The organism is Pseudomonas sp. GQ91, assembly GCF_059758795.1.
This window is the reverse complement of the sequence record NZ_JCAXED010000006.1, coordinates 41,300-65,392: the sequence shown is the minus strand read 5'-3', so window position 1 is coordinate 65,392 and position 24,093 is coordinate 41,300. Positions and strand designations below refer to the sequence as shown.

Sequence of the window (24,093 nt, the reverse complement as noted above, 5' to 3'; positions counted from 1 at the left end):
GAGTGAACAAGTCGGAACTGATTGATGCTATCGCTGCATCTGCTGATATCCCGAAAGCTGCTGCTGGCCGTGCGCTGGACGCAGTAATCGAATCCGTCACTGGCGCTCTCAAGGCCGGCGACTCCGTGGTACTGGTTGGTTTCGGTACTTTCTCTGTGACCGACCGCCCAGCTCGCACTGGCCGTAACCCGCAGACCGGCAAGGCGCTGCAAATCGCCGCAGCCAAAAAACCAGGTTTCAAAGCCGGTAAAGCCCTGAAAGAAGCTGTGAACTAAGCTTCGTTCAAGCCTTTGCCTGCCCAGGTCACACGCAAGTCTGGCCTGATAGCGGAGCGGCAGCAGACCCATTGAGTCATCGGGTCGCCACGCCGGGGGTGTAGGTTCAAACCCTCGTCCGCTCTGCCAGTTACGAGAAGGCGCATCCTCGGATGCGCCTTTCTTCTATCCGGACTCTACCCACGCTCCACGGTTGCCTAAACTTTGAAGTTCAACCGTTTCTGGGGGACGCATGCTGCAGAATATCAGGGACAATTCACAAGGCTGGATTGCCAAGACCATCATCGGGATCATCGTTGTATTGATGGCCTTCACCGGTATCGAGGCCATTTTCCAGGCCACGACCAACAGCCAGGACGCGGCCAAGGTCAATGGTGAAGCAATCAGTCAGAACGAACTGAGCCAAGCGGTCGACATGCAACGTCGACAGTTGATGCAACAGTTGGGCAAGGACTTCGACGCGTCCTTGCTGGATGAAAAAATGCTGCGCGAGGCGGCCCTCAAGGGCCTGATCGATCGCAAGCTGGTGCTGCAAGGCGCGGCCGACTCGAAGTTTTCCTTCTCGGAAGCTGCCCTGGACCAGGTGATCCTGCAAACGCCGGAATTCCAGGTGGACGGCAAGTTCAATGCGGAACGTTTCGACCAGGTGATTCGTCAGCTGGGCTACAGCCGTATGCAATTTCGTCAGATGCTGACTCAGGAAATGCTCATTGGCCAACTGCGTGCGGGCATTGCCGGCAGCGGTTTTGTGACCGATCAGGAAGTCCTGGCTTTCGCGAAGCTGGAAAAGCAGACGCGGGATTTCGCCACCGTCAACATCAAGGCTGACCCTGGCGCGGTGAAACTCACCGACGAAGAGGTCAAGGCTTACTACGACCTGCACGCCAAAGAGTTCATGACCCCGGATCAGGTAGTCATTGATTACCTGGAATTGAAGAAGGCTTCCTTCTTCGATCAGGTCACCGTCAACGACGCTGAACTGCAGGCGCTGTACGAGAAGGAAATCGCCAACCTTGCCGAGCAACGTCGTGCCGCGCACATCCTGATTGAAGTCAACGATAAGGTGAACGAGGCGCAGGCCAAGGCCAAGATCGAAGACATTCAGGCACGTCTGGCCAAGGGTGAGAGCTTTGAGGCGCTGGCCAAGGAGTTCTCCCAGGATCCAGGTTCGGCCAGCACTGGCGGTGACCTGGGGTATGCCGGCCAGGGTGTCTACGACCCAGACTTCGAGACGGCGCTGTATGCCTTGAAGAAGGATGAGGTTTCGGCTCCGGTCCGTACGACCTTCGGCTGGCACTTGATCAAGCTGTTGGGCGTTGAAGCACCTGAGGTGCCATCGTTTGCCAGCCTGAAAGACAAGCTGACACGCGAACTGAAAACCCAGCAGGTTGAACAACGCTTCGTGGAAGCGACCAAGCAACTGGAAGACGCGGCATTCGAGGCCTCCGACCTGGCTCAACCCGCTTCGGACCTGAAACTGACCGTGCACACTTCCGCTCCGTTCGGTCGTGAGGGTGGCGAGGGTATTACCGCCAACCGTGCAGTGATCCAGGCGGCCTTCAGTCCTGAAGTGCTGAATGAAGGCGCCAACAGCACCGCCATCGAGCTGGACCCGGAAACCATCGTGGTGCTGCGTGCCAAAGAGCACCGCAAGCCAGAACAACTGCCGTTGGAAAGCGTCGCGTCGGCTATCCGCGCGCAGTTGACCAAAGAGCGTGCAAGCGCGGCGGCGAAGACCCATGCCGACGAGCTGATCGCTAACCTGCGTGACGGCAAGCTGCCGTTGGATCAGCCTGTGGATGGTCAGGAATGGAAAACCACCGAAGCCGCCGGCCGTGGCGAGGAAGGGGTTGAACCCGCCGTGCTGCAAGCGCTGTTCCGCATGGCCAAGCCGGTGGCGAAGGACAAGCCGACGTTTACCGACGTGACCCTGCCTGACGGTAGCCTGGTGATTGTGCGCCTGGACGCTGTCAATGAAGCGGTGGCCCCGACCGATGAAGAGAAGGAGCAGTATCGTCGCTCCCTCGCTTCGCGTGTGGGTCAGCAGGACTTCGCGGCTTATCGCAAGCAGTTGGAAGCCGAAGCGGATATCGAACGCTTCTGATGATGTAACTGTGACGAAAAAGACCCCGGCCTGCCAGCCGGGGTTTTTTTTGACCTGGTGTGATCAGTGTCCGCTTCGCAGGGTTGCTGCCAGCGCAAGTGTCGCCAACGCAACAACGATCCAGGGAAAGAAGGTAACGCCCAAGCCCTGCAGTAACATCCCTCCGGCCAAGCCACCGCCAGCAATTCCCAGGTTCCAGACGGTTACCAGCATGGACTGCGCGGGATCAGCCGAGTCGCCGGCAGACTTGGCCAGTGCTGTTTGCAGCAAGGCTGGCAGACCGCCAAAGGCAATTCCCCACAATGCCACCGTTACGTAGACCACGCTGGGTGAGTCGATCCAGAGTCCCAGCGCCAGGGCCGACGACGCGAACAGTGCGCAACTGATGATCAGCAACAGGCGCAGGCGCTGGTCAATCAGTGCTCCGACAAGCCAGATACTCAACAGGGCCGCCAGACCAAATACCAGCAGCACCTGATCGATGTCGGTGGTGAGTCCGGCGGGCGCAAGCAGAGGGGCAATATAGGTGTAGAGAATGTTGTGAGCCAGCACATAGGTGAAGGTCACGAACAGCACCGACCGTACCCCGCACAACCTCAGGACCTGGCGCAGGCCAAGGCGTTTTTCAGCACTTTGCCCGGCGAAGTCCGGTACCTGCCAGCGCACCCATGCCAGTAACGCGATCGTAAGCCCGGTCATGATCGCGAAACTCCAGCGCCAGCCGACCGCAGTGCCGAGCAGCGTGCCGGCCGGTACGCCGAGAGACAACGCCAGGGGCGCACCGAGCATGGCCACGGCAATCGCCCGACCCTGCAGATGCGGTGCCACCATACGACTGGCATAGCCCGCCAGTAATGCCCAAAGCAGGCCGGCGAATACCCCGGCCAATAAACGCGCGGTCAGGGTCAGCCAATAGTCGTTCGACAGCGCCGTGACACTGTTGACCAGCGCAAAGCCGCCGATGGCAATCATCAGCAATGGTCGTCTACGCCAACCGCGAGTGGCGTAGGTCAACGGAATGGCCGCCAGCAACGAGCCGAGGGCATACAAGGTGACGAGTTGGCCGACCAGCGCCTCGGACACCTGCAGGCCGACGCTCATCTGGGGTAGCAGGCCCGCGGGCAATGCTTCAGTGAGGATAGTGATAAACCCGGCAGTGGCCAGCGCCATCAGCCCCCCGAGGGGAAGGCGTTCACGATGAGTCGTGAGGTGGGCGGATGAGTCGGCGAGTGGGCTGCTGGGGGTCATGGGTATCGGCTCCATTTTTTCAATGCCTCAAGGTAAAGGCCAAGAATAGGGAGCTGGACAGCACAGAAAAACAGGCTAAGGTTCCGAACTTATCGGACGTTTTTGTCCGCAATGATCGGGAAGTGAGAATGGACAGCCTGGGCAGTATTTCGGTGTTTGTGCAGGTTGCGGACACCCGCAGTTTTACTCAGGCCGGCAGGTTGCAGGGAGTGTCGTCCTCGGCCATCGGCAAAAGTATCGCGCGTATCGAAGAGCGCTTGGGCGTCAGATTGTTCCACCGCAGTACCCGCAGTATCACGTTGACCGCTGAGGGGGCGCTGTTTTTGGAGCGATGCCGGCGCATCCTGGCCGAGGTCGAAGCGGCGGAGCAGGAACTGACAGATGCGGCGACCACGCCCAGGGGTAAGTTACGCATCAGTTTGCCGCAGGTGAGAGGGCTGTTGATGCCGGTGCTGACCGAGTTTATGCGGACCTATCCGGACATTGAATTGGACGTGGACTTTTCCGATCGCATGGTGGACGTGATTGATGAAGGCTTCGACGCGGTGGTGCGCACTGGCAAACCCGAGGATTCACGACTGATGGCCCGTCTGCTGGGGAATTACCGGCTGGTGTTGGTGGGTTCTACCGATTACTTTGCCCGATGTGGCACGCCGCAGCGGCCCGCCGATCTGAGTCACCATGCTTGCCTGCGCCATAGGTTCTGCACCACCGGCAAGCTGGAAGCCTGGCCTTTACGTCATTTGCCGGAGGAGCCTGCGCCGGTGCTGCGTGCGCCGCTGGTTTCGACCACCATTGAGTCTCTCAACCATGTGGTCCATGAGGGCCTCGGGATTGCCTGTCTGCCGGACTTCATGGTGCGCGAGGCGGTTGAGCGGGGGAGGTTGCAGCGGGTACTGGATGAATACCTGGAGCACAGCGCAAGCTTCTGGTTGCTGTGGCCGTCCAGTCGCCATGCTTCGGCCAAATTGCGGGTGTTTATTGATCATATGAGCGTGAGGCTTTTTCCCGCAGAACCCGTCCGATAAATCGGTGACGTTTTACCGACAGGAATCCGCGCGCAGGCGTCACGATCTGTTGCACAATACCGCCCTGAGCGTTTTTCCCAGGAATTTCAATGTCGACATCATTTCACTTGCGTGGCCTCGGGCTGGCGCTGGTGCTGGCGGGCGCCACGGGCTGCTCGTCACCCAAGACCGCTATCTATGAGCATGAAAATTTCGACGACTCCGGTACGTTTTCACGTAACTATCCGGTCAGTGATATCGCGGCCTGCGAAGCGGCCCGGCGGGCGTTGCTCAGCCAGGGTTACATCATCACCAGCAGCGATCCGAAGCTGGTAAGTGGCAACAAGAGTTTCCAGCAGACGGGTGAAAGCCATCTGCAGATCAGCTTCAATGTGGTGTGCGCCGAAGATGGCGGCAACGACCATCAAGCGACCATATTTGCCAACGCCTTGCAGGATCGTTACGCGCTGAAGAAGGTCAACAATTCGGCCAGTCTCGGGGTGGGCGTGCTGGGCTCGGTCTCGATGCCGATTGGCTCCACCGACGACTCGATGGTCAAGGTGGCCAGCGAAACGGTTACCTCGCCAAAATTCTATGATCGTTACTTTGCGTTGGTAGATGTGTTCCTGCCGCGCGAGGTGAAACCGGCGGAGCCTGCCCCTGAGGCACCCAAGGCGGAACTGGGCATTCCGGAACCGAAGGCGGCGGCTGTTGAACCGACCCCGACACCGGCGGAGGTTGCTCCGGTTCCGGTTCCGACGCCGGCCGAGCCGGTCGCTGAGCCCGCGCCGTTGGCGCCGACAGCGCCGGATGGCTCGCAACCGTTGGCGCCGCCTCCGGAGGCGGCACCGATTGCTCCGGAGCCATCCGTGCTCCCAGCCGAGCCAGTGGAAACCGCGCCCACCTTGCCGGCGCCCACTGAGCCGATTGCGCCGCTGCCGACGCCGTAGGGGCGTGGGCAGCCTCAACCCCTCAGGCATTCAACATCCGGTTAAATCCACAGCGTGCTGCTACGTTTAATCTGAAAGGGCAGCAACTCCATGCATTAAACATTTTTCTGTCATGACGGCACTTTAGGCTGGTGATGCGGGTCCTTATTCAAGTACCGCTGTCATCACCACAAGGAGTCGAAAAATGGACGATTATCAGGAAGAACTGCTGGAGTACCAGGCATTCGAATTCGATCCCCAGGATCCGATAGACGATGCCACCGAGCTGTAGGCAGGCATCAGGCGGAATGCCGCTGACTGCGGCGAAATTCCCCTGGGGTCTGGCTGTTCCAGCGTTTGAAGGCCCGTTGAAAGGCTTCCGCTGAGGCAAAACCGAGCAAGTAGGCGATTTCCCCGAAGGCCAGTTCCGTGTCGCGAATGTAAGTCATGGCCAGATCGCGACGGGTATCGTTGAGAATGGCGCGAAACTGCGTGCCCTCTTCGGCCAGTTTGCGCCGCAAAGTCCAGGTCGGCAGCTTCAGGCGTGCCGCCACCTCTTCCAGGTCGGGTTCCCGCCCGCCATTGAGCATCGGCCCGAGCAAACGGGTAATGCGTTCGCGCAGGCTGCGCGTACGGGTCAATTGTTCCAATTCTCTTTCACACATCTTGAGCAGCAGGTGCCAGGTACTCGGGCAATGCTCGGGATTACGCAAGGCCAGGGTGGTCAGGCTCAAGCGCAACTGATTGGACGAGGCCGCAAACTGGATCGGGCAGTCCCCCAGCACGTTGTAGCGAGGGCTGTAGTCGGGCGCGGCGAATTCGATTTCGACCCGCTCGGCCTGCAGCGGTTGCTGGCACAGGGTGGAGAGTTGATGCAGCCAGCCGGCGAGGATCGAGTCCACCACGAAACGGTTGTAGGCGTTATACGGGCTGATGGAATAGAAACGCAGCCACGCGCCCTGGGTATCTTCTTCAAAACTGGACTGGCCACGGTAATTGGAGCCGTAGAGTGCCTCGAAGCGCGTCAAGGTGCGTGCGGCTTCCCGCACGTTGGGCGCCTGGGCGGCGGTCACCCCGGCCAGCCCGAGCTGATTCATGCGGCTTAATTGGCCCATGCGCAGACCCAGGCCCGGATCAGCGCTCAGTTGGATGGCGGCATGCCCGAGGCGCATGTAGCGCGGGATCGACAGACGCGCCCCGGGCTCGCTCAGGCGAGCCGGGTCCAGACCGTATTGCAACAGCAGCGGCTGTGGGTCCAGGCCATGGCTGAGTAGCGCATCTGCGAGGGTATGCACAATGCCCACCGACAGGTCCCCGAGGCGCATCGGTGCAGGTTTCACGGGGTTACAACCACAGGTTCAGCAGGTGCGCGCCGCGTGCGTTGCCGTTGGCAAATACCTGGCCGTTGGCGCTGAGGAAGCTCTGGCCGCTGGTGCCTTGATCCCAGAATTGCCCTCGCAGGAAGACGCTGATGCCGGCGCTGGCCTGGCTGATGGGGGCTCGGCTGATCAGGCTCAGGCGATGCCAGGCTTCGCCTTCGCTGAGCTCTTCAGGCTTGAGGCTGACTTCCGAGGGCGTGGAAGCGCTTTTGAAACCACGCCACGGTTTGTCCCAGGCTTCACGGCCCACCACGAACGCCGGCACCGCGACCAACTGGGCACCTTGCTCGTTGAGCTTGCGGTAGTTGTCCGGGTACCAGCTGTCGCTGCCGATCAGGACGCCCAGGCGACCGGCAGGGGTGTCGACCACGTTGATCGCGCTCTCTTTGCCGGGCTCGATAAACGTTTGCTCGTTGAAGATCGGGTAGAGCTGGCGTTGGGGCTGGCCCAGAGGCAGGCCATCGCGGTCGAACACCAGGCTGGCGTTGTACAGAGCGCCATGTCCGACCTGCAATTGGCCTTGGCTGACGCTGGGGTTGGGCAGGGTGATGGAGCCCGCCACCAGGGTGACACCGAACTCCTTGGCCAGGCCGCCAAACAGCACCTGGTAATCGCGCGCCATGCTCGACGCTTTCATGCGCAAGTGGGCGTCATCCATGCGGTTCTCGCCTTGGGCGCTGATCAGTGCTCGCAGGAACAGCAGCGGATTGCTTGCCGACAGCCAGTTCATCGCTTCTTTAAGACTTGCGGCCTGGTACAGCTGGTTTTTCTCGCCGCTGATCATCAACCAGGTACCCACATGTTCCGGCAGCACGACGATGGTTTTTTCGTTGATCAGGCCCTGATCCCGGGCTTTGCTCAGATAGGCCGCCAGTTTCAGGTGCAGGCGTTCCAGGCTCTGGTAGTCGGCAGGGAACAGCTCCGGCTGGATACCCAGCAGATTGCCGCGATCGGCGGGCAGCCCTTGATCGACGGCGAGGTTGATCCGCAGGTCCGACAGGTAATGCCCCACGGGGCGTTCCTGGGTCCAGACCAGATAGGCGGAAATGGCGGCGACCAGGGCCATGGAGAGGGTCAAAGCAAGAAGTTTACGCATGGGGGAACAGACAATGGACCGTGTGCGGGGTTCGCACCTAGGGTAGGGCCCATGGATCGGCTTGCCAAGAGGGACTGCGCATTTGGATCAATAAGTTGTCAGTTTCGGTCATTGAGCGGCAAGGAGTGGGCTCTTAGTCTGGGGGACATAAACCGATGGGGCGCCGTTCGAGCGTCCCACGTCCCGTGATGATCCGTGTGGAGCTGTACCATGACCGCTGTTGCCTACCCGCACCTGTTGGCCCCGTTGGACCTGGGTTTCACCACCTTGCGCAATCGCACCCTGATGGGTTCGATGCACACCGGCCTTGAGGAAAAGCCCGGCGGCTTCGAGCGCATGGCGGCTTACTTTGCCGAACGCGCGCGCGGCGGTGTCGGCCTGATGGTGACCGGTGGCATCGGCCCGAACGATGAAGGCGGGGTGTATGCCGGTGCGGCCAAGTTGACCACCGAGGAAGAAGCGCTCAAGCACAAGATCGTCACCCAGGCCGTCCACGAGGCCGGTGGCAAGATCTGCATGCAGATCCTCCACGCCGGTCGTTATGCCTACAGCCCCAAGCAAGTAGCGCCGAGCGCGATCCAGGCGCCGATCAACCCGTTCAAGCCCAAGGAGTTGGACGAGGCGGGCATCGAAAAGCAGATCAGTGATTTTGTCACCTGCTCGGTACTGGCCCAGGTTGCCGAGTACGACGGCGTGGAAATCATGGGTTCCGAAGGTTATTTCATTAACCAGTTTCTCGCCGCCCACACCAACCATCGCACCGATCGCTGGGGCGGTACCTACGAGAACCGCATGCGTCTGCCGGTGGAAATCGTGCGCCGGGTACGCGAAGCCGTTGGCCCGAACTTCATCATTATTTTCCGCCTGTCCATGCTTGACCTGGTGGAAGGCGGCAGCACCTGGGAAGAAATCGTCCAGTTGGCCAAAGCCATCGAGCAGGCCGGCGCGACGCTCATCAACACCGGTATCGGCTGGCACGAAGCGCGGATCCCGACCATCGCCACCAAGGTGCCGCGTGGTGCGTTCAGTAAGGTCACCGCGAAGCTGCGTGGCGCGGTGCAGATCCCGTTGATCACCACCAACCGCATCAATACCCCGCAAGTGGCCGAGCAGATCCTCGCTGAAGGCGATGCCGACATGGTGTCGATGGCCCGCCCGTTCCTGGCCGACCCGGACTTCGTCAACAAGGCTGCTGCTGGCCGCGCCGACGAAATCAACACCTGCATCGGTTGTAACCAGGCGTGCCTGGATCACACGTTCGGCGGCAAATTGACCACGTGCCTGGTCAACCCGCGTGCCTGTCATGAGACTGAACTCAACTATCTCCCGGTCAGGCAGGTCAAGAAAATTGCCGTGGTTGGCGCCGGGCCTGCGGGCCTGGCTGCGGCCACCGTCGCAGCCGAACGCGGGCATCAAGTGACACTGTTCGATTCGGCCAGCGAGATCGGTGGCCAGTTCAATGTCGCCAAGCGCGTGCCGGGCAAGGAAGAGTTTTTCGAAACCCTGCGTTACTTCAAGCACAAGTTGCAGACCACCCATGTCGAGCTGTGCCTCAACACCCGCGTTGACGTCCCCCAACTGGTGGCCGGCGGTTACGACGAGATCATCCTCGCCACCGGTATTGCGCCGCGCACCCCGGCGCTACCGGGTGTCGAAAACCCCAAGGTACTCAGCTACCTGGACGTGATCCTCGAGCGCAAGCCGGTGGGCCGCCGCGTGGCGGTGATCGGTGCCGGCGGTATCGGTTTCGACGTCTCGGAATTCCTGGTGCATCAAGGCGTGTCCACCAGCCTGGATCGCGACGCGTTCTGGAAAGAGTGGGGCATCGACACCCAGCTGCAGGCGCGCGGCGGCGTGGCCGGGATCAAGGCGCAGCCCCATGCGCCGGCCCGCGAGGTGTTCCTGTTGCAACGCAAAACCTCCAAGGTCGGTGATGGCCTGGGCAAGACCACCGGCTGGATCCACCGTACCGGGTTGAAGAACAAGCATGTGCAGATGCTTAACAGCGTCGAGTACCTGAAGATTGATGATGAAGGCCTGCACCTGCGCATCGGTGCCGAAGGTGAACCCCAGGTGCTGGCGGTGGATAACATCATCATCTGTGCCGGCCAGGACCCGTTGCGCGAACTGCAGGATGGCCTGGTCGCCGCCGGCCAGAGCGTGCATTTGATTGGCGGCGCCGATGTGGCCGCCGAACTCGACGCCAAGCGCGCCATCAACCAAGGTTCGCGCCTGGCGGCCGAGCTGTAGGTAGCAGGCGGGGGATGTGTTCGAAGGGGCAGTGTTAGACTACTGCCCCTTTTTTCATGCAGATCCGTTGTCATGGGTCCTTTTGACTGGCTCCCGCACGCTCCCCTTGAACCCCTGCGCCTGGGTTGGCTTGCCGCTGCCGGGATCGAGGTGGCGGTGCTGCGCCTGGACCGCATTGATCGGCTGATCAGTGGCAACAAATGGTTCAAGCTCAGCGAGCATCTGGCCCAAGGCCGGGCAGCCGGCGCCGTGGGTATTATCAGCCTGGGTGGTGCTTACTCCAATCATCTGCATGCCTTGGCGGCGGCCGGCAAGCGCTTCGATTTCCCTACCGTCGGCTTGTTGCGCGGTCACCCTCAAGACACCCCGACAGTACGGGATCTGCAGGCCTTCGGTATGCAGTTGCACTGGCTGGGCTATGGCGGCTATCGGGCGCGGCATGCGGCGGGTTTTTGGCAGCCCTGGCGCGAACGCTATCCAGGGTTGCATCCGGTGCCCGAGGGAGGTGGTGGATTGGCTGGAGCGCGAGGCTGCATGACGCTGGTGCATCAGGTACGGGCACAGTTGAATGCGTTGGGCTGGGCCGATTACCACGCGTGGTGGCTGGCGGTCGGTACCGGCACCACCTTGGCGGGGCTGGTGCTGGCGGAGGCGGGTGCTCATCAGGTGTATGGCGCCCTGGCGGTGCCGGATGATCACGGGGTGGCGCAGCAGATCGGGGCCCTGGTGCAAGATGGCTTTGAGCTGCTCGATGCCAGTCGCGGTGGCTTCGCCAAGGTCGATCCGGTATTGCTGGCGTTTATCGAAACCACCGAACATGCCTGCGGCCTACCGTTGGAGCCGCTTTATACCGGCAAGGCGTTGCTCGCCCTGCAGACCGAGGTCGAGGCGGGACGCTTTGCGCCTGGCACACGACTGGTTTTCGTCCATACCGGCGGCTTGCAGGGCCGCCGGGGCTTCAGTCTCTAGCGCTTGGGCATCATCCGCACGACGGTGTTATCACGCATGAAGTAGTGGTGATACAGCCCCGCCAGCGCATGCAAACCCACCAGCCAGTATCCGAAGGTGCCGCCCAATACATGCCAGCCTTTGATCTGCTTGGCCAGTTCCTTGTTTTCGCCGATCAGTGGCGCCAGTTCGATTCCGTAGAACGATACCGAATGCCCCCCTGCGCTGACGATCAACCAGCCCAGGATAGGCATTGCGATCATGAACACATACAGCGCGACATGCATCAGCGTCGCGAGCAAGGTCTGCCATTGCGGCGGTGCCGGCACAATCTTCGGCGCCGCGCCTCGGGTACGTGCAAACAGGCGTAGCCAGACCAGTACGAACACCGTCAGGCCCAACATGAAGTGCAATTGCTTGATCAACGTGCGGCCGTCACTGTCTTTAGGGAAAATCCCGCGAAATTCAATGGTGGCGTAGACCACGACCAGCAATACCAGCATCAGCCAGTGCAGGGCGATGGAGACCGTACTGTAACGGGACTCGCTGTTTTTCCACGGCATTGGGTATTTCCTCACTCATCAGGGGCGAACCTCCGTTCTTTGGCGACGGAGTCCTGCCAATTTAACTCTGTTCTAGAAGGTTTGCCCGAGTGAGGACGGATGTATTGATCTCGATCAGCTGGTTTGCGGCATTTCACCACGTGCCAGGCGCCGGTTGATGTCTGCGATAACCTCCGGCAGGTCGGTGATGGTGTCGATCAGGTAATGTGGACGCGAGCTTTCGAACAACCCGTGGATGCGCTGGCGCGCGGCGTTCAGGGTGTCGCTGTGCAGCGCCTTGAACTGCTCGTAGCTCAAGCCCAGGGCGTTTCCGGAGCAGGTCAGCGCCACGGTCCACATGCCGGCGCGACGCCCTTCGAGGATTCCCGGCACGGTGTCGTCGATCTTCACGCACGCCGCCACATCATCAATGCCCAGCGCAATCACGTTGGCCAGCGCTTGTGCCGGCCATGGGCGGCCATTCGGGACTTCATCGGTGGCCACCACATGGTCGGCGACATAGCCGTTGGCAGCGGCCAGTTCCACAACCTTGTCCATGACCTGCTTGGGATAGCCCGAGCACGAACCGATCTTGATGCCTTGCTCGCGCAAGCGGGCGATGGTTTCCAGGGCACCGGGAATCAAAGCCGAATGCTCGGCGATTTTCTCGATCTGCAGCGGCATGAAACGCTGATAGATCGCCGTCACATCCGCGTCGGTAGGGGTGCGTCCAAACGTTTTGCGATAACGCTCGGCCACCTGGGGTTGGTCGCACAAGGTGCGAATGTGGTCCCACTTGCCCATGCCCATTGGGCCTCGAGCTTCATCGATGGAGACCTGAACGTCGAATTCGGCGAAGGCCTCGACAAAAATCTGGGTCGGCGCGAAGGAACCGAAGTCGACAACGGTGCCGGCCCAATCGAGGATGGCGGCCTGAAGCGTGGTGGGATTCTGGTAATTCATGGTTCAGATCCTGTGGGTAAGAGGCGAGGCACTCAGGTATCGAGGACTTTCATTTCTTGCAGTGTCCGGACGCTGGCCGCCACTGCCGCGTGCCTCTCAGGCGCGGGAGATAAATTGCGGTTTGCCTTGTTATCAATCAAATTGTTTGTTGTTATGCCAGTCATCAGTGAGGCCGATAACTATGAATCTCTTTCAACTCCGTGCATTTGACGCCGTGGCCCGTGATGGCAGTTTTACCCGCGCCGCAGCGCGCCTGTTTATCAGCCAGCCGGCGGTTACCGGGCATATCAAGGCGCTGGAGGAGCATTATCAGGTCACCTTGTTACGGCGTACCGCACGGCGGGTGACGCTGACCGAGGAGGGCGCCAAGCTGGCGGCGATCACCCGGACTATTTTCGGCTTGGTCGATGAGGCGCAGACCTTGCTGGAGGCCAACCGCCAACTGTTGACCGGGCGCCTGGAAGTGGCGGCCGACGGTCCGCACAGGGTCATGCCGATGCTGGCGAGCCTGCGCGCCCGTTATCCGGGGATCACCGTCAACCTGCGTTTGGGCAATGCCCAGGAAACCCTGGCCGCGCTGTTGTCGGAACATGCCGACGTGGCGGTGCTGACCGAGGTTGAACCGCGCAAGGGCCTGCACCTGCAACCCTTGAGCGCGTCGCGCATTTGCGCGCTGGTGCCGAGTGGCCATCCGTGGCTGGCAGAACCGGCGGGGATCCGCCTGGAGCAACTGGACCAGGTGATCATGGTGCTGCGCGAACCCGGTTCCATCACGCGCCGCACGTTCGACGACGCCTGCGCTTTGGCCGGCGTGCAACCCAAGGTGTTGTTGGAACTGGACAGTCGCGAGGCGGTGACCGAAGCGGTGGCGGCGGAGTTGGGGGTCGGCGTGGTGTCATCGGTGGAAGTCAGCCGTGATCCACGGGTGCATGCGATTCCCCTTCATGGCGACGGCTTGTTGAACCAGCACATGATTGGTTGCATGGAGCGGCGCCGGGAGTTGCGCCTGATTCAGGCCTTTTTCGAGCTGGCGTCGGGCTGACCCGCGCCCAGGCATTGAAACCCTGCGTACCTGGGGCGCCAACAACGCTGGCCGGTTTTTGGTGGAACAGAGTGTTCTTGCGCTATAAACTCTGCCGCCAAAGCGCCGGCCAGTAGACGTCTCGGCGCCATGGATATAAGAGAGTGAGTCATGGGCGCACAGTGGAAAGTCAAACATAAAGAAGCGGCATCGAATGCCAAGGGCAAGATCTTCGGCAAGCTGGTCAAAGAAATCACCATCGCTGCCCGTAATGGCGCGGACACCGCGACCAACGCCCACCTGCGTCTGGTGGTGGAGCAGGCCAAGAAAGCCTCGATGCCCAAGGAAACCCTGGAACGCGCGATCAAGAAAGGCGCTGGTCTGTTGGGCGAGACCGTGCAATACCATCGTGTGACCTACGAAGGTTTTGCCCCGCACCAGGTGCCATTGATCGTTGAGTGCGTGACCGACAACATCAACCGTACCGTGGCGGAAATCCGCGTGGCGTTCCGCAAGGGCCAATTGGGTGCCTCGGGCTCTGTGGCCTGGGACTTCAACCACGTGGGCCTGATCGAAGCAGCGCCTGACGCGCCGGACGCCGACCCGGAAATGGCCGCCATTGAAGCCGGCGCTCAGGATTTTGAAGCCGGCGAAGAGGGCGCGACCCTGTTCATCACCGAAACCACTGATCTGGACGCCGTGCAGAAAGCCTTGCCGGAACAGGGTTTCACCGTGTTGTCAGCCAAGTTGGGCTATATCGCGAAGAACCCGGTCAGCGGTTTGAGCGAGGAGCAGATGGCTGAAGTCGAAGCTTTCCTCGAAGGCCTGGACAACCATGATGATGTGCAGGATATGTTTGTCGGCCTGGCGGGCTGATCCGCCAGCTTCACCTCAGATCCCGCGATTCCGTCTTGAATCCCGCGCCTGTCCGGCGCGCGTCAAGACGGTTTCTACGGGATATCGCTCAGCGCCTGGATGATTGCCTCGAAACCCGGTCGCGCCAGCACCTGCGGCTGACAGCAACGGTCGCGCAATGCCGCCAGTTGCCGGTGACGTTCATCGCTCAAGCCGCTGTCCGTGCGCTCCAGTAACTCCCCCAGCAATATTCCGAACGCCCGTACTTCGATGCGTTGCAATGCCTGGGTTTCGGGGGTGTCTGCGGTGGCATGGAAGGATGCAGCCCCAAAGTCCCCCAACAGGCAATCACCGCTCTCGTTCCACAGAATATTGTGAGCGTACAGGTCGCCGTGGGTGATCCCGTGGCGGTGCAGATGCGCGGCCACCGACGCAATGCCACGCGCCATGCGCAGCGCTGCCGTGGCGCTCAAGCGCATGTCGGCTGGGTAAACGTCACGGGTACATGAAGCCAGGCTCGGTAAGCCGGCGAGGTTGCGATAACTCGGGTCAATCAGTTGCATCACTAGCGCGGCCTGTTGCTCAGGATGGTCGACGATGCGCCCTTCGACCCTGATCAACTGCGTATGCCGCCCAGCGGCAATGCAAGCCTGCATCTCGTGCAGCGGTGAGCCGTCACTGGTGATGCTGCCCTTATAGAGCTTGACCGCGACGGCTTTGGTGGTGCCGTCCGCGGCGCTCAGTTGCGCCTGGCGAATGATGCCCGACGCCCCTTCACCGAGCACGTCGCCCAAGGTCAGTTGCGACCAGGCAATCTCGGGCGTGGTGTCCTCGCCGACGACTGCCGCGGCGCTTTCCAGCGGGTTGCCGGCATACGCCAGCCACGTCAGCTTCGGCAGGCGTAACAGCCACGGCGGCAGGTGGGTCAAACGGTTGGAGGCGATGCGCAGCAGTTCCAGGTTGGCGCACTGGGCCATGCTCGCCGGCAATTGCTCCAGGCGATTGCCGGCGAGCATGAGTTTCTGCAAATGTGGCCGTTCACCCAGTTCAGCGGGTAACTGGCCGATGCGGTTATCGGTGAGGATCAACCAGCGCAGCAGGGGCGGCAGCGCGGCCGCCGGCAGGTGTTCGATCTGGTTGGCCTTGAAGCCGATCATGCTCAATTGCGCGCATTGGCCCAGGCACTCCGGCAGCGCGGTAAACGCATTGTCCGAGCAGAACAACACGCGCAGATGCTTCAACCGATGCAGGTCTTCCGGCAGGCTGCGCAGCGCGTTACCGCTCAGGTTGAGGATTTCCAGGGACTCGGCCAGATCGAAGATTTCCCGGGGGAATTGCGTGAGTCCGCAAGACAGATCCAGACGCTTGGTGCCAGCCAATTGGCCGGTCTTGAGTTGAGCAAGGGTATCCATGGACAGCAGCGTCACTCGGCAAGGGTAAAGGGCAAAGGCTTCATGATAACGAGGTATCGGGCGGTGGCTCTCGCTGTTGCAATTGTCCCAGGCGGCTGCGGGTGCGGGCAAGGTCGATAGCCTGGCCACCGAGGGCCGCATCCAGCGGCTGTCGACCAATCAGGATCAAGTGTTTGTCCTGGTCATACAGCACGTCGATCAGGTTGATAAAGCGTTGTTGCACGGCAATCGGACATTCTCCCAGAGCGGGCAGATCGTCGATGATCCAGCGGTCGAAGTCCTGGCACAGTTGCAGGTAGTCCATCACCGCCGTGGGTTGTTCGCACAGGTCATTGAAGGTGAACGCCAGGGTGCGCGCCTGTTGCCAGCGGGCGATCAGTCTGCGCGAGCCGACGTTCAGCGTCAGCGGCGGGCAATCGGTATTGGGCAAGCCCATTGCGGCACGTTGTGCGGCGGTGCCGGGCCAGACAAACCGGCCTTGGGCAAAGCGCTGCTGCTGATGGTTTTGCGCCAGGCCACGGTAGTCCTGGGGCGCACTGACTTCGAGAACGTCCATTCGCGTGCCGATCAGGTCGATGACCGGCTTGAAACGCTGGTGGTAGAGCGGGTTGGGCAGCAGGCCTTCGGGTGCATGATTGGAGGTTGCCAGCACCAGGATCCCGCGCTGGAACAGCGCCTTGAACAGGCGCGTAATGAGCATTGCATCGCCGATGTCATGCACATGGAATTCGTCGAAACACAGGACCCGACAACGCTCCAGTAATTGATCGAGGGTGCTGGCGAGCGCGTCGGGCTGTTGGCGATGGGCGAACATGCCCTGATGCAAGCGGGCAAAAAAATCATGGAAGTGCAACCGCTGCTTCTCGGGCACGGGCAGCGCCTGGAAAAAACCGTCCAGCAGCCAGCTTTTGCCGCGACCAACGGCCCCGTGCAAATACACGCCCCGGGTCGGCCGTCCAGCCAACAGCAGCGCGGCCTGTCGGGACATGGCCTGAATCGCCTGCACTTGGCTGGGGCTGAGGGTGTAGCCCTGCTGTCGGGCTTTGTCGTCGAAGAACGAATGAATGACCTGAGCGTTATCAACGCCGGGCTTCTTCCTCAATAACCGGTTGAGCAGGGGCCGGCGCTGTGAACGGTCTGGTGGTAAGGCGGCCAATGGCAATTACCCTGGTGTTTGGCGATCGCTCACTTTAGAGCGCTCGACCGGGTTTGACCATAATCTGCCGCCGGGTTCGAGCGTCTAGAACCGCATCGTCTGCTTGAGCATTTGTGTCGTCGACGCATCCACCGGGCTGACCATCGCATAGTTGTAGCCGGGACTCGACCAGTATTCGGCCCGGAGCCCGTCGGCGCTGCGGCTGCCATGGGGGAGCAGATAATTCCGCGGGCCGGGCGGACGAATATAGAAGCTGATGCGCCGGCCTTGTTGATTCTCGTAGAGCACCATGGCCGCTGCGCCCTGGTCGGTGCTGAGCAGGCGCGCGCTGACCGGGTTGAAACCGGCCGGGCTCAGGTCCGGCAGACGATGCGCGCGGGTGAAGTAACGGTCGAGCCAGGTTTGCATGTCGCCGCTGTCTTGCACGTGGTAGTCGGCGGGCATGAACTGATTCTGCGCGAACAGACGGTAAGCCTGCAGGGCGTCAGCCATCGGTAGCTGGGTGCTGGCCATCGTCGCTTGCCGCGCCTGCCAGCCACCGAAACCACCGATGCTGACGGCGAGCAGCAACACCGCGGCGGTGGCGAGGTGGCGCCGGGACTGGTGCTTGAGCCGCTGGCGCAGCAACGCCGGGTCCAGTCCGGGATTGGCCGGCTGTTGCAGCCCATCACCCAAGGCCGCACGCAACTGTTGGGCATCCTTTTGCCAGGCGTGGACCTGAGCCGCGACCTCGGGGTGGGTGGCGAGCCATAGGTCGAGTTGACGTCGATCCGACGCCGGGAGTTGGTGGTCGACATACGCATGTAAATCACGTTCGCTGGGAGGCAGGCTGATCATTTGAGTATCCGCAGGGAAGGGCTGGTGATTTCGCCGTCGCTGAGTTGGCGCAAGGCCTGCCGTGCGCGCGACAGGCGGGACATCACGGTGCCGATGGGCACATCGAGGATATGAGCGACTTCCTTGTAGCTCAAGCCCTCCACCGAAACCCACAGCAGCAGGGCGCGTTGCTCGGTGTTCAAGCGATCGAAGGCTTGCAGGGTCGATTGGGCGAGTACGGTGCGTTCGACCGAGGGCTGGACATCGTCGCGGCCGGTGAAAAAATCCAGCATGCGCGCATAGCGCCGGGAGCGCCGGTGGGCGTCGAGAAACTGCCGGTAGAGGATCGAGAACAACCAGGCGCGAAGATCTCCTTCGGCCTGCTTATCGCCCCAACTGACCAGTGCGCGTTCAAGACAGGCTTGCACCAGGTCATCGGCGCTGGCGGCATTGCGCGTCAGGGACACGGCAAAGCGTCGCAGCCTGGGAATGAGTTCACGCAACTGTTCGTCGAGTTCGTGCATGGGTTCGTTGTCGTTGTGCAGGGAACAGGAAGACGCCTGGGATCAAAGGATATTCCAGAGGGTGAAAAATAAATCCTAGGCGCGGGAATAGAGTTCGTTGCCAGTCGTCCTGCTTCTTTCACATCTGTGGCCACAGGCCTGGAGCACTTCATGGTAGATCACGTATCACCGCCGCGCCCACCGCTGAGCACTGCTGGCCTGATCGCGCGGCTGGCCGGTATCGGTGGGATCGTGGCTGTTGTGGCGGGGGCTTTCGCCTACGTCAATGGCACGCTCGACCCGCAACGCTTGCGCCCCCAAAACCTGGTCAACGCGCTGGAAACCAACAACGGCGTACATCCTGGCTACCGGCGTAACCATTCCAAGGGCGTGTGTGTGGCGGGTTATTTCCAGAGCGATCCCTCCGTGCGCGCGTACTCCAGTGCCGAGGTTTTCAGCGAGGCGCGTACGCCGGTGATCGGTCGTTTTGCCTTGCCGAGTGGCAACCCGTATGCCCCGGACAGCAGCGTGCCGATTCGCAGCCTGGCGCTGCAGTTCAGCCAGGCCAACGGCCAGCAATGGCGCACCGGAATGAACAGCATGCCAGTGTTTCCGGTGGGCACGCCCGAAGCGTTTTATCAACTGCTCAAGGCCGGTGCGCCGGATCCTGCGACCGGTAAGCCGAACCCGGCCAATATGCCCGCGTTCTTTGCGGCTCATCCAGAGACGGCGCCGTTCCTGGCTTGGGTCAAGACCGCCAAGCCCTCGGCCAGTTATGCCACCGAGACCTACAACGGTATCAACGCCTTTTACTTGGTGAATGCCAATGGGCAGCGCCAGGCCGTGCGCTGGGGCGTGGTGCCGGTGAGTCAGGGTGCAATCGCGGCCACGCCGGCGAATGGCGCTGATTTTCTGCAGGAGGATCTGGTGCAACGCCTGGCGGCCGGGCCTGTGCGCTGGCACTTGATGATCACCCTGGCCAATCCCGAGGATCCGGTGGATGACGCGAGCAAGGTCTGGGGCGGTGAGCATACAGTCTTGAACGCCGGGACACTGGTGCTGCAAAGCAGCCAGCCGCAGATCGACGGCGCTTGCCGCGATATCAACTTTGATCCGCTGATCCTGCCGAGCGGTATCGAGGCGTCCAACGACCCGTTGCTGGCCGCACGCTCGGCGGCGTATGCCAGTTCCTATCTGCGTCGCACCAGTGAAGTCAGCCAGTTGCACAGCGCCCCTCAGGAGTCCAAGCCATGAATGCACAACCCCGGTTTTTTGCGCCATTGGCGCGCTTGCTGCATTGGTTGATGGCGCTGATGGTCATCGCCATGCTGTTTATCGGTGCGGGCATGGCGGCCTCGGTTTCCCAGCGTCACGAGTGGTTGTTGAACCTGCATAAACCGTTGGGCATTGCGATCCTGGCGCTGGTGATCGTACGTTTGCTGGTGCGCTTTTCTACCCGACAACCACCCTTGCCAGCCGACTTGCCGAGGTGGCAAGTGCTGGCGGCCAAGGCGTCCCATGTGTTGCTGTATGGGTTGATGCTGATATTGCCGATGCTGGGGTGGGCGATGATCTCTGCCGCGGGTGATCCGGTAATGCTCAGCAGTTCCGTGCAGTTGCCGGCGTTGTTGCCGGCCAACGCGTCGCTGTTTGCGCTGTTGCGCAAGGCGCACGGTTTTCTCGCCTATCTACTGTTTTTGACGGTATTGCTGCACCTGGCGGCGGCGCTGTTTCATGCATGGGTGCGCCGCGACGGGGTGTTGCAAAGCATGACCGGCAGCAAAAACTGACGCTTAACCCCGGGACGGCTGCGGTTGTACCGCCGTCGCCGGCCCCAGGGTGCCCACCCAGTAGAGCAGCGCCAGCAGGTTGATGGCGGCGCCCAGGCTGCACACGGCTATCCAGCCGCCCCAGGCATACATCATCGTGGCACCCACCGAGCCGAGTGCGCTGCCCACCGAATAGCACAGCATGTAAGCGGCGGCCAGACGGCTCTGGGCTTCGGGCCGAACGCTGTAGATCAGGCTCTGGCTGGTGACGTGCACGGCTTGCAGGCCAAGGTCGAAGGCAATCACGCCGAGCAGCAATGCCCACAGCGAAGAGTGGATGAAGGCGATGGCCAGCCAGGACAGCAGCATCAGGCTCAGTGCGGCGCCACTCACCCATTGCGCCAGACCTCGATCTGCCCAGTGGCCGGCACGCGCCGCACCCAGGGCGCCGGCCGCGCCAGCAAGTCCGAACAAACCTATTTGCGTGTGGGACAGCGACAGCGGTGGTGCACTCAAGGGCAGTACCAGCGGTGTCCATAACACGGTCCCGGCGGCGAAAATCAACAGCGCCAATACCGCGCGATCCCGTAATACCTTCTCCTGGCGAAACAGGCTGAACACCGAATAAATCAAGTGGCGGTACGCCGTCGAAGCCCGGGGTTCCTCGTTGCTAGGCAGGACCCGCCACAGCAACAGCGCCATCAGCAGCGTCAAGCCGGCCGAGAGCAGGTACACCGAGCGCCACCCGGCCAGGTCTGCCATTAGACCGGACACCGTGCGCGCCAACAGCAGGCCGACGACAATGCCGCTGGTGACGAGGCCCACCACATGCCCCCGTTGCCGCGGGGGTGCGAGGTGGGCGGCGTAGGCCACCAGTACTTGCGTCACCACTGCCAGCAAGCCGGTCAACAGCATCCCGGCCAGCAACCATGCGCCATTGGTAGAAAAGGCCACCCATAAGACGGCGAACGTCGACAGCAACAATTGACTGACGATCAAGCGTCGGCGGTTCAGCAAATCCCCCAGCGGCACCAACAGTAACAGGCCAATGCCGTAGCCGACCTGGGTCAGGGTAATGATGATGCCAACGCTGGCGTGTTCCATGCCGAAGGTCTTCGCCATGGCGTCCAGCAAGGGCTGGGCGTAATACACATTTGCCACCGACAAGCCACAGGCGATCGCGAACAGCAGGATTACGGCGCCGCTCAATGGGGATTGGGACATGATGGGGTTCCTGAGTTGGTTTCAATTTAAAACCAGTTGTACGGTAGGTATTCTGGTTTTATATTGCAACTACATTTTTCCGGGAAGCAGGAGTCGAGCATGGTCAAACTCAGCCGTTTTGAAAGTGCCGAATGCCCGGTGGCGCGCTCGCTCGATGCCATCGGCGATGGCTGGGCGCTGTTGATTATCCGTGATGCGTTCGACGGCATTCGCCGCTTTGGCGAATTCCAGCGCAGTTTGGGGATGGCCAAGAACATTCTCGCCACGCGGCTGCGCAGTTTGGTGACTCACGGGATTCTTGAGATCGCCCCGGCGTCCGACGGCAGCGCCTATCAGGAGTACGTATTGACGGAAAAGGGCAGGGGCTTGTTTGCCGTGATCATTGGATTACGGCAATGGGGCGAGGCGTTTTTCTATACCGAGGGCGAGGCCCATTCGGTGATAGTGGATCGTGATCAGGGGCAGCCATTGCGAGCGTTGCAGGTGCGCTCGGCAGATGGCCGCTTGTTGGGTCCCGAGGATTGTCGGCGGGTGGCGGCGCAAACCGCTGGCTGATCAGGGCTGGCGCAAGATGCCAACCATGTCGGCCACGGTGCTCAGGACATCCTTGCCCAGTTGCATGGAGCGTTTGCCGGACCAGCCGGTGCGGTGATCAGGTGCGTCGTCGTTGTCCTTGAAGGGCATTTCCAAGGTCAAGGACAGGCAATCGAACTGCTCGCCCACGCTGTTGCAGGCCAACGTCATGTTCGCTTCACCGGGCAGGTCGCGGGTGTAGCCGTGAGTGGTCTGGAAGTCGCGGGTCAGGGCGCTCAAGTGACTGCGAAAATGTTTTTCCAACTGCTCGATGCGCGGCGTGTAGCCAGGATTGCCTTCACAGCCGGCGGTAAATACGTAGGGGATTTCCTCGTCACCATGGATGTCCAGGAACAGGTCGACGCCGTATTTTTCCATTTGCTGCTGGACGAACCACACCTCGGGACTGTTCTCCTGGCTCGCACTTTGCCAAGCGCGATTGAGATCCTGGCCCCTGGCGTTGGTGCGCAGGTGACCGTGGAACGCGCCGTCCGGGTTCATGTTTGGCACCAGATACAGGTCGGCAGCGGCGAGGAGTCTTTTCAGTTCATCGTCACCGTCCTGCTGCAGGCGTTCGATGATGCCTTCCATGAACCATTCGGCCATGTGTTCGCCAGGATGCTGCTGGGCAATGATCCAGACCTTGCGTTGTCCCGCGTTGCCTTGCCCACGACGCAGCAAGGGAATATCACGACCTTCGACACTTTTGCCGATGGCCAACAACTGGGTTCCGGCGCGACTGAGCGCCTGGTCGATCAGCCAGTCGTGGCGCTTGCGGCTGTAGGGTTCGAAGTAAGCGATCCAGGCGTGTTTTTCTCGCGCCTCGAGGCTGATGTGCAAGGTTTCGCCATCAAAGCGCGTGGGCACTCGGAACCAGTTGATATGGTCGTAGGACGCCACCGCGTTGTAGCCACTCCAGGCGTGCTTGTAGGACGATTGACCGGCATTGCTCAGTCTGAAGCCATGCGTGTGGCCAATGTGCATGCCTTCGGCCTTGAAGTGGAACCATTGGAAGTGCTGGCTGCGAGTGTCCGGCTTGATGGCAAGCAGTACTTTTCGGGCATCGCTGGCATCGAGTACCTGAATATTGCCGCTGTCGAAATCGCTGCTGATTTTGATGGAGGTCAAGGCCGCGCTCATGGTCTGGTCTGCCTGATTGTGAAGGTGTGGCGGGCAGTTTACACAGGCAGGAAGCAAAATCCGGACGCAAATTGTTGCGATAGAGGAGGGGGGCGTCATCCATGACGCAGCAGCAGCTTAGAATCTATGAGATTGATTCTCAAGTGCTATTTCGGAAAGATCCGGGCTAGAGCGCTCGATCGACTTCTTTCGACGATAGTCTTTTGCTACCATGGGGGCCATCCAGCAACACACAGACTTCATTAGCCTGAAGCAACGCCAGAATAACTGGCAAAAAAAAGACCCGGCCAAAGAGCCGGGTCAAAAACCGTGATTAGCCTGATGAGGAGATATTCCAAGAGTCCGACCTAAGGTCTCTTGGTCTATCGACTGATCTCGCGACCAGCTGCATGCAATAATAATCATTATCATTTGCAAGTCAAATGTTTTTATCTGTCGGATAGAAATATTTTTTCTTCTGCTCCTGCATCCTTCCTGGATTAGCGTGTCTGCGTGTCGGGTAGGCGCCGGGGGCAATCCAGCATGGCCTTGGCCATATCAATCAAGTACACCACTGAAAACGCCAGGTCCCGGGGCTCGCCGAGCTTGCCGTTCGCCAGTTCATAAGCGATGGCAGCGGCGCTGCGTAGCAGGTCTGATGCATGCACCAGCGCATCTTCGCTGCTGATCCCAGGTTTTAACGCGAACAGGCTTTCGTTCGGTGACGGGTCGTTAACATCTTCTTTCAAATAGTAATCCAGCGCGCGCCGGGCGGCCGTGCTGCCTCGCAAAAACATCATTTCATCGTCATCGGGTGTCTCAGGTAGATGATCCGGGGCTGTGGTCATGAGGTCGGTGCTCTGAAGAAGGGTTCGTATGTCCTGGCTTGATAATAATACGAAGT

23 protein-coding genes are annotated in these 24,093 nt (G+C 60.8%); 11 read left to right on the top strand and 12 right to left on the bottom strand.

Going from position 1 to position 24,093, the window contains the following annotated elements:
* The first annotated feature begins 2 nt into the window (after window positions 1–2).
* Entirely contained in the window at window positions 3–275 is a 273-nt protein-coding gene (locus AC6CIA_RS10655) for an HU family DNA-binding protein (protein WP_003174819.1), read from the top strand.
* A gap of 232 nt (window positions 276–507) precedes the next feature.
* Window positions 508–2,379: a SurA N-terminal domain-containing protein gene (locus AC6CIA_RS10650; protein WP_498311826.1), complete on the top strand. Its 1,872-nt coding sequence runs from the start codon at window positions 508–510 to the stop codon at window positions 2,377–2,379.
* Window positions 2,380–2,442: 63 nt separating this feature from the next.
* Here the strand turns inward: AC6CIA_RS10650 and AC6CIA_RS10645 are convergent, their stop codons facing one another.
* Window positions 2,443–3,627 carry an MFS transporter gene (locus AC6CIA_RS10645; protein WP_498311825.1) on the bottom strand — a complete coding sequence of 395 codons (1,185 nt, stop codon included), beginning with the start codon at window positions 3,625–3,627 and terminating at the stop codon, window positions 2,443–2,445.
* A gap of 128 nt (window positions 3,628–3,755) precedes the next feature.
* Between AC6CIA_RS10645 and AC6CIA_RS10640 the strand changes: the two genes are divergently transcribed.
* Together AC6CIA_RS10640 and AC6CIA_RS10635 are read left to right on the top strand one after the other, a co-directional pair.
* The gene (locus tag AC6CIA_RS10640; protein WP_498311824.1) at window positions 3,756–4,655 is read left to right on the top strand and encodes a LysR family transcriptional regulator; all 900 of its coding nucleotides are present in this window, start codon (window positions 3,756–3,758) and stop codon (window positions 4,653–4,655) included.
* Window positions 4,656–4,744: 89 nt separating this feature from the next.
* Window positions 4,745–5,584 (top strand): DUF2242 domain-containing protein, encoded by an 840-nt coding sequence (locus tag AC6CIA_RS10635; protein WP_498311823.1) that lies wholly within the window; start codon window positions 4,745–4,747, stop codon window positions 5,582–5,584.
* Window positions 5,585–5,862: 278 nt separating this feature from the next.
* Here AC6CIA_RS10635 and AC6CIA_RS10630 read toward each other — a convergent pair whose 3' ends face one another.
* Complete coding sequence (locus AC6CIA_RS10630; protein WP_498312206.1) at window positions 5,863–6,888, bottom strand: AraC family transcriptional regulator; 1,026 nt, start codon at window positions 6,886–6,888, stop codon at window positions 5,863–5,865.
* Between the two features lie 19 nt (window positions 6,889–6,907).
* A complete protein-coding gene (locus AC6CIA_RS10625; protein WP_498311822.1) occupies window positions 6,908–8,038 on the bottom strand; it encodes a carbon-nitrogen hydrolase family protein in 1,131 nt (376 codons plus the stop codon).
* A gap of 210 nt (window positions 8,039–8,248) precedes the next feature.
* On the opposite strand from AC6CIA_RS10625, the gene AC6CIA_RS10620 reads away from it, so the two are divergent.
* Together AC6CIA_RS10620 and AC6CIA_RS10615 are read left to right on the top strand one after the other, a co-directional pair.
* On the top strand, window positions 8,249–10,288 hold the full coding sequence (locus tag AC6CIA_RS10620) for an oxidoreductase (protein WP_339528400.1): 2,040 nt from the start codon (window positions 8,249–8,251) through the stop codon (window positions 10,286–10,288).
* Window positions 10,289–10,360: 72 nt separating this feature from the next.
* Window positions 10,361–11,257 (top strand): 1-aminocyclopropane-1-carboxylate deaminase/D-cysteine desulfhydrase, encoded by an 897-nt coding sequence (locus AC6CIA_RS10615; RefSeq protein ID WP_498311821.1) that lies wholly within the window; start codon window positions 10,361–10,363, stop codon window positions 11,255–11,257.
* On the opposite strand, the gene AC6CIA_RS10610 is transcribed toward AC6CIA_RS10615, so the two are convergent.
* Window positions 11,254–11,799 (bottom strand): cytochrome b, encoded by a 546-nt coding sequence (locus AC6CIA_RS10610; protein ID WP_498311820.1) that lies wholly within the window; start codon window positions 11,797–11,799, stop codon window positions 11,254–11,256. The two genes, AC6CIA_RS10615 and AC6CIA_RS10610, sit on opposite strands and share 4 nt — an antisense overlap.
* Before the next feature lie 114 nt (window positions 11,800–11,913).
* Entirely contained in the window at window positions 11,914–12,741 is an 828-nt protein-coding gene (gene phnX / locus AC6CIA_RS10605) for a phosphonoacetaldehyde hydrolase (RefSeq protein ID WP_498311819.1), read from the bottom strand.
* A gap of 181 nt (window positions 12,742–12,922) precedes the next feature.
* Here phnX and AC6CIA_RS10600 point away from each other — a divergent pair, with 181 nt between their 5' ends.
* Window positions 12,923–13,783: a LysR substrate-binding domain-containing protein gene (locus AC6CIA_RS10600; RefSeq protein WP_498311818.1), complete on the top strand. Its 861-nt coding sequence runs from the start codon at window positions 12,923–12,925 to the stop codon at window positions 13,781–13,783.
* 150 nt (window positions 13,784–13,933) lie between these two features.
* Window positions 13,934–14,638, top strand: coding sequence for a YebC/PmpR family DNA-binding transcriptional regulator (locus AC6CIA_RS10595; RefSeq protein ID WP_498311817.1), 705 nt, complete (start codon window positions 13,934–13,936; stop codon window positions 14,636–14,638).
* 74 nt (window positions 14,639–14,712) lie between these two features.
* On the opposite strand, the gene AC6CIA_RS10590 is transcribed toward AC6CIA_RS10595, so the two are convergent.
* The 4 genes from AC6CIA_RS10590 to AC6CIA_RS10575 form a co-directional block, all read right to left on the bottom strand.
* Window positions 14,713–16,029, bottom strand: coding sequence for a leucine-rich repeat-containing protein kinase family protein (locus AC6CIA_RS10590; RefSeq protein WP_498311816.1), 1,317 nt, complete (start codon window positions 16,027–16,029; stop codon window positions 14,713–14,715).
* A gap of 40 nt (window positions 16,030–16,069) precedes the next feature.
* A complete protein-coding gene (gene zapE, locus AC6CIA_RS10585) occupies window positions 16,070–17,185 on the bottom strand; it encodes a cell division protein ZapE (protein WP_498311815.1) in 1,116 nt (371 codons plus the stop codon).
* Between the two features lie 84 nt (window positions 17,186–17,269).
* Entirely contained in the window at window positions 17,270–18,022 is a 753-nt protein-coding gene (locus tag AC6CIA_RS10580; protein WP_339528407.1) for an anti-sigma factor family protein, read from the bottom strand.
* Window positions 18,019–18,525 carry a sigma-70 family RNA polymerase sigma factor gene (locus tag AC6CIA_RS10575; RefSeq protein WP_498311814.1) on the bottom strand — a complete coding sequence of 169 codons (507 nt, stop codon included), beginning with the start codon at window positions 18,523–18,525 and terminating at the stop codon, window positions 18,019–18,021. Before AC6CIA_RS10575 ends, AC6CIA_RS10580 begins: the two co-directional genes overlap by 4 nt.
* A gap of 150 nt (window positions 18,526–18,675) precedes the next feature.
* Here AC6CIA_RS10575 and AC6CIA_RS10570 point away from each other — a divergent pair, with 150 nt between their 5' ends.
* Window positions 18,676–19,758, top strand: coding sequence for a catalase family peroxidase (locus tag AC6CIA_RS10570; RefSeq protein WP_498311813.1), 1,083 nt, complete (start codon window positions 18,676–18,678; stop codon window positions 19,756–19,758).
* The gene (locus tag AC6CIA_RS10565) at window positions 19,755–20,294 is read left to right on the top strand and encodes a cytochrome b (RefSeq protein WP_498311812.1); all 540 of its coding nucleotides are present in this window, start codon (window positions 19,755–19,757) and stop codon (window positions 20,292–20,294) included. The genes AC6CIA_RS10570 and AC6CIA_RS10565 overlap by 4 nt, the downstream gene beginning before the upstream one ends.
* Before the next feature lie 3 nt (window positions 20,295–20,297).
* On the opposite strand, the gene AC6CIA_RS10560 is transcribed toward AC6CIA_RS10565, so the two are convergent.
* Complete coding sequence (locus AC6CIA_RS10560; protein ID WP_498311811.1) at window positions 20,298–21,497, bottom strand: MFS transporter; 1,200 nt, start codon at window positions 21,495–21,497, stop codon at window positions 20,298–20,300.
* A gap of 99 nt (window positions 21,498–21,596) precedes the next feature.
* Between AC6CIA_RS10560 and AC6CIA_RS10555 the strand changes: the two genes are divergently transcribed.
* Window positions 21,597–22,052, top strand: a complete 456-nt coding sequence (locus AC6CIA_RS10555; RefSeq protein ID WP_498311810.1) for a winged helix-turn-helix transcriptional regulator — start codon at window positions 21,597–21,599, stop codon at window positions 22,050–22,052.
* On the opposite strand, the gene AC6CIA_RS10550 is transcribed toward AC6CIA_RS10555, so the two are convergent.
* Both AC6CIA_RS10550 and AC6CIA_RS10545 read right to left on the bottom strand, forming a co-directional pair.
* Window positions 22,053–23,210: a M14 family metallopeptidase gene (locus tag AC6CIA_RS10550; RefSeq protein ID WP_498311809.1), complete on the bottom strand. Its 1,158-nt coding sequence runs from the start codon at window positions 23,208–23,210 to the stop codon at window positions 22,053–22,055.
* 479 nt (window positions 23,211–23,689) lie between these two features.
* On the bottom strand, window positions 23,690–24,037 hold the full coding sequence (locus AC6CIA_RS10545; RefSeq protein WP_498311808.1) for a DUF6124 family protein: 348 nt from the start codon (window positions 24,035–24,037) through the stop codon (window positions 23,690–23,692).
* Window positions 24,038–24,093: the final 56 nt, after the last annotated feature.

Coding starts and splice junctions, on each gene's coding strand:
- AC6CIA_RS10650 (WP_498311826.1), top strand. CDS start 508: ATGCTGCAGAATATCAGGGACAATTCACAAGGCTGGATTGCCAAGACC.
- AC6CIA_RS10645 (WP_498311825.1), bottom strand. CDS start 3,627: ATGACCCCCAGCAGCCCACTCGCCGACTCATCCGCCCACCTCACGACT.
- AC6CIA_RS10640 (WP_498311824.1), top strand. CDS start 3,756: ATGGACAGCCTGGGCAGTATTTCGGTGTTTGTGCAGGTTGCGGACACC.
- AC6CIA_RS10635 (WP_498311823.1), top strand. CDS start 4,745: ATGTCGACATCATTTCACTTGCGTGGCCTCGGGCTGGCGCTGGTGCTG.
- AC6CIA_RS10630 (WP_498312206.1), bottom strand. CDS start 6,888: ATGCGCCTCGGGGACCTGTCGGTGGGCATTGTGCATACCCTCGCAGAT.
- AC6CIA_RS10625 (WP_498311822.1), bottom strand. CDS start 8,038: ATGCGTAAACTTCTTGCTTTGACCCTCTCCATGGCCCTGGTCGCCGCC.
- AC6CIA_RS10620 (WP_339528400.1), top strand. CDS start 8,249: ATGACCGCTGTTGCCTACCCGCACCTGTTGGCCCCGTTGGACCTGGGT.
- AC6CIA_RS10615 (WP_498311821.1), top strand. CDS start 10,361: ATGGGTCCTTTTGACTGGCTCCCGCACGCTCCCCTTGAACCCCTGCGC.
- AC6CIA_RS10610 (WP_498311820.1), bottom strand. CDS start 11,799: ATGCCGTGGAAAAACAGCGAGTCCCGTTACAGTACGGTCTCCATCGCC.
- phnX (WP_498311819.1), bottom strand. CDS start 12,741: ATGAATTACCAGAATCCCACCACGCTTCAGGCCGCCATCCTCGATTGG.
- AC6CIA_RS10600 (WP_498311818.1), top strand. CDS start 12,923: ATGAATCTCTTTCAACTCCGTGCATTTGACGCCGTGGCCCGTGATGGC.
- AC6CIA_RS10595 (WP_498311817.1), top strand. CDS start 13,934: ATGGGCGCACAGTGGAAAGTCAAACATAAAGAAGCGGCATCGAATGCC.
- AC6CIA_RS10590 (WP_498311816.1), bottom strand. CDS start 16,029: ATGGATACCCTTGCTCAACTCAAGACCGGCCAATTGGCTGGCACCAAG.
- AC6CIA_RS10580 (WP_339528407.1), bottom strand. CDS start 18,022: ATGATCAGCCTGCCTCCCAGCGAACGTGATTTACATGCGTATGTCGAC.
- AC6CIA_RS10575 (WP_498311814.1), bottom strand. CDS start 18,525: ATGCACGAACTCGACGAACAGTTGCGTGAACTCATTCCCAGGCTGCGA.
- AC6CIA_RS10570 (WP_498311813.1), top strand. CDS start 18,676: ATGGTAGATCACGTATCACCGCCGCGCCCACCGCTGAGCACTGCTGGC.
- AC6CIA_RS10565 (WP_498311812.1), top strand. CDS start 19,755: ATGAATGCACAACCCCGGTTTTTTGCGCCATTGGCGCGCTTGCTGCAT.
- AC6CIA_RS10560 (WP_498311811.1), bottom strand. CDS start 21,497: ATGTCCCAATCCCCATTGAGCGGCGCCGTAATCCTGCTGTTCGCGATC.
- AC6CIA_RS10555 (WP_498311810.1), top strand. CDS start 21,597: ATGGTCAAACTCAGCCGTTTTGAAAGTGCCGAATGCCCGGTGGCGCGC.
- AC6CIA_RS10550 (WP_498311809.1), bottom strand. CDS start 23,210: ATGAGCGCGGCCTTGACCTCCATCAAAATCAGCAGCGATTTCGACAGC.
- AC6CIA_RS10545 (WP_498311808.1), bottom strand. CDS start 24,037: ATGACCACAGCCCCGGATCATCTACCTGAGACACCCGATGACGATGAA.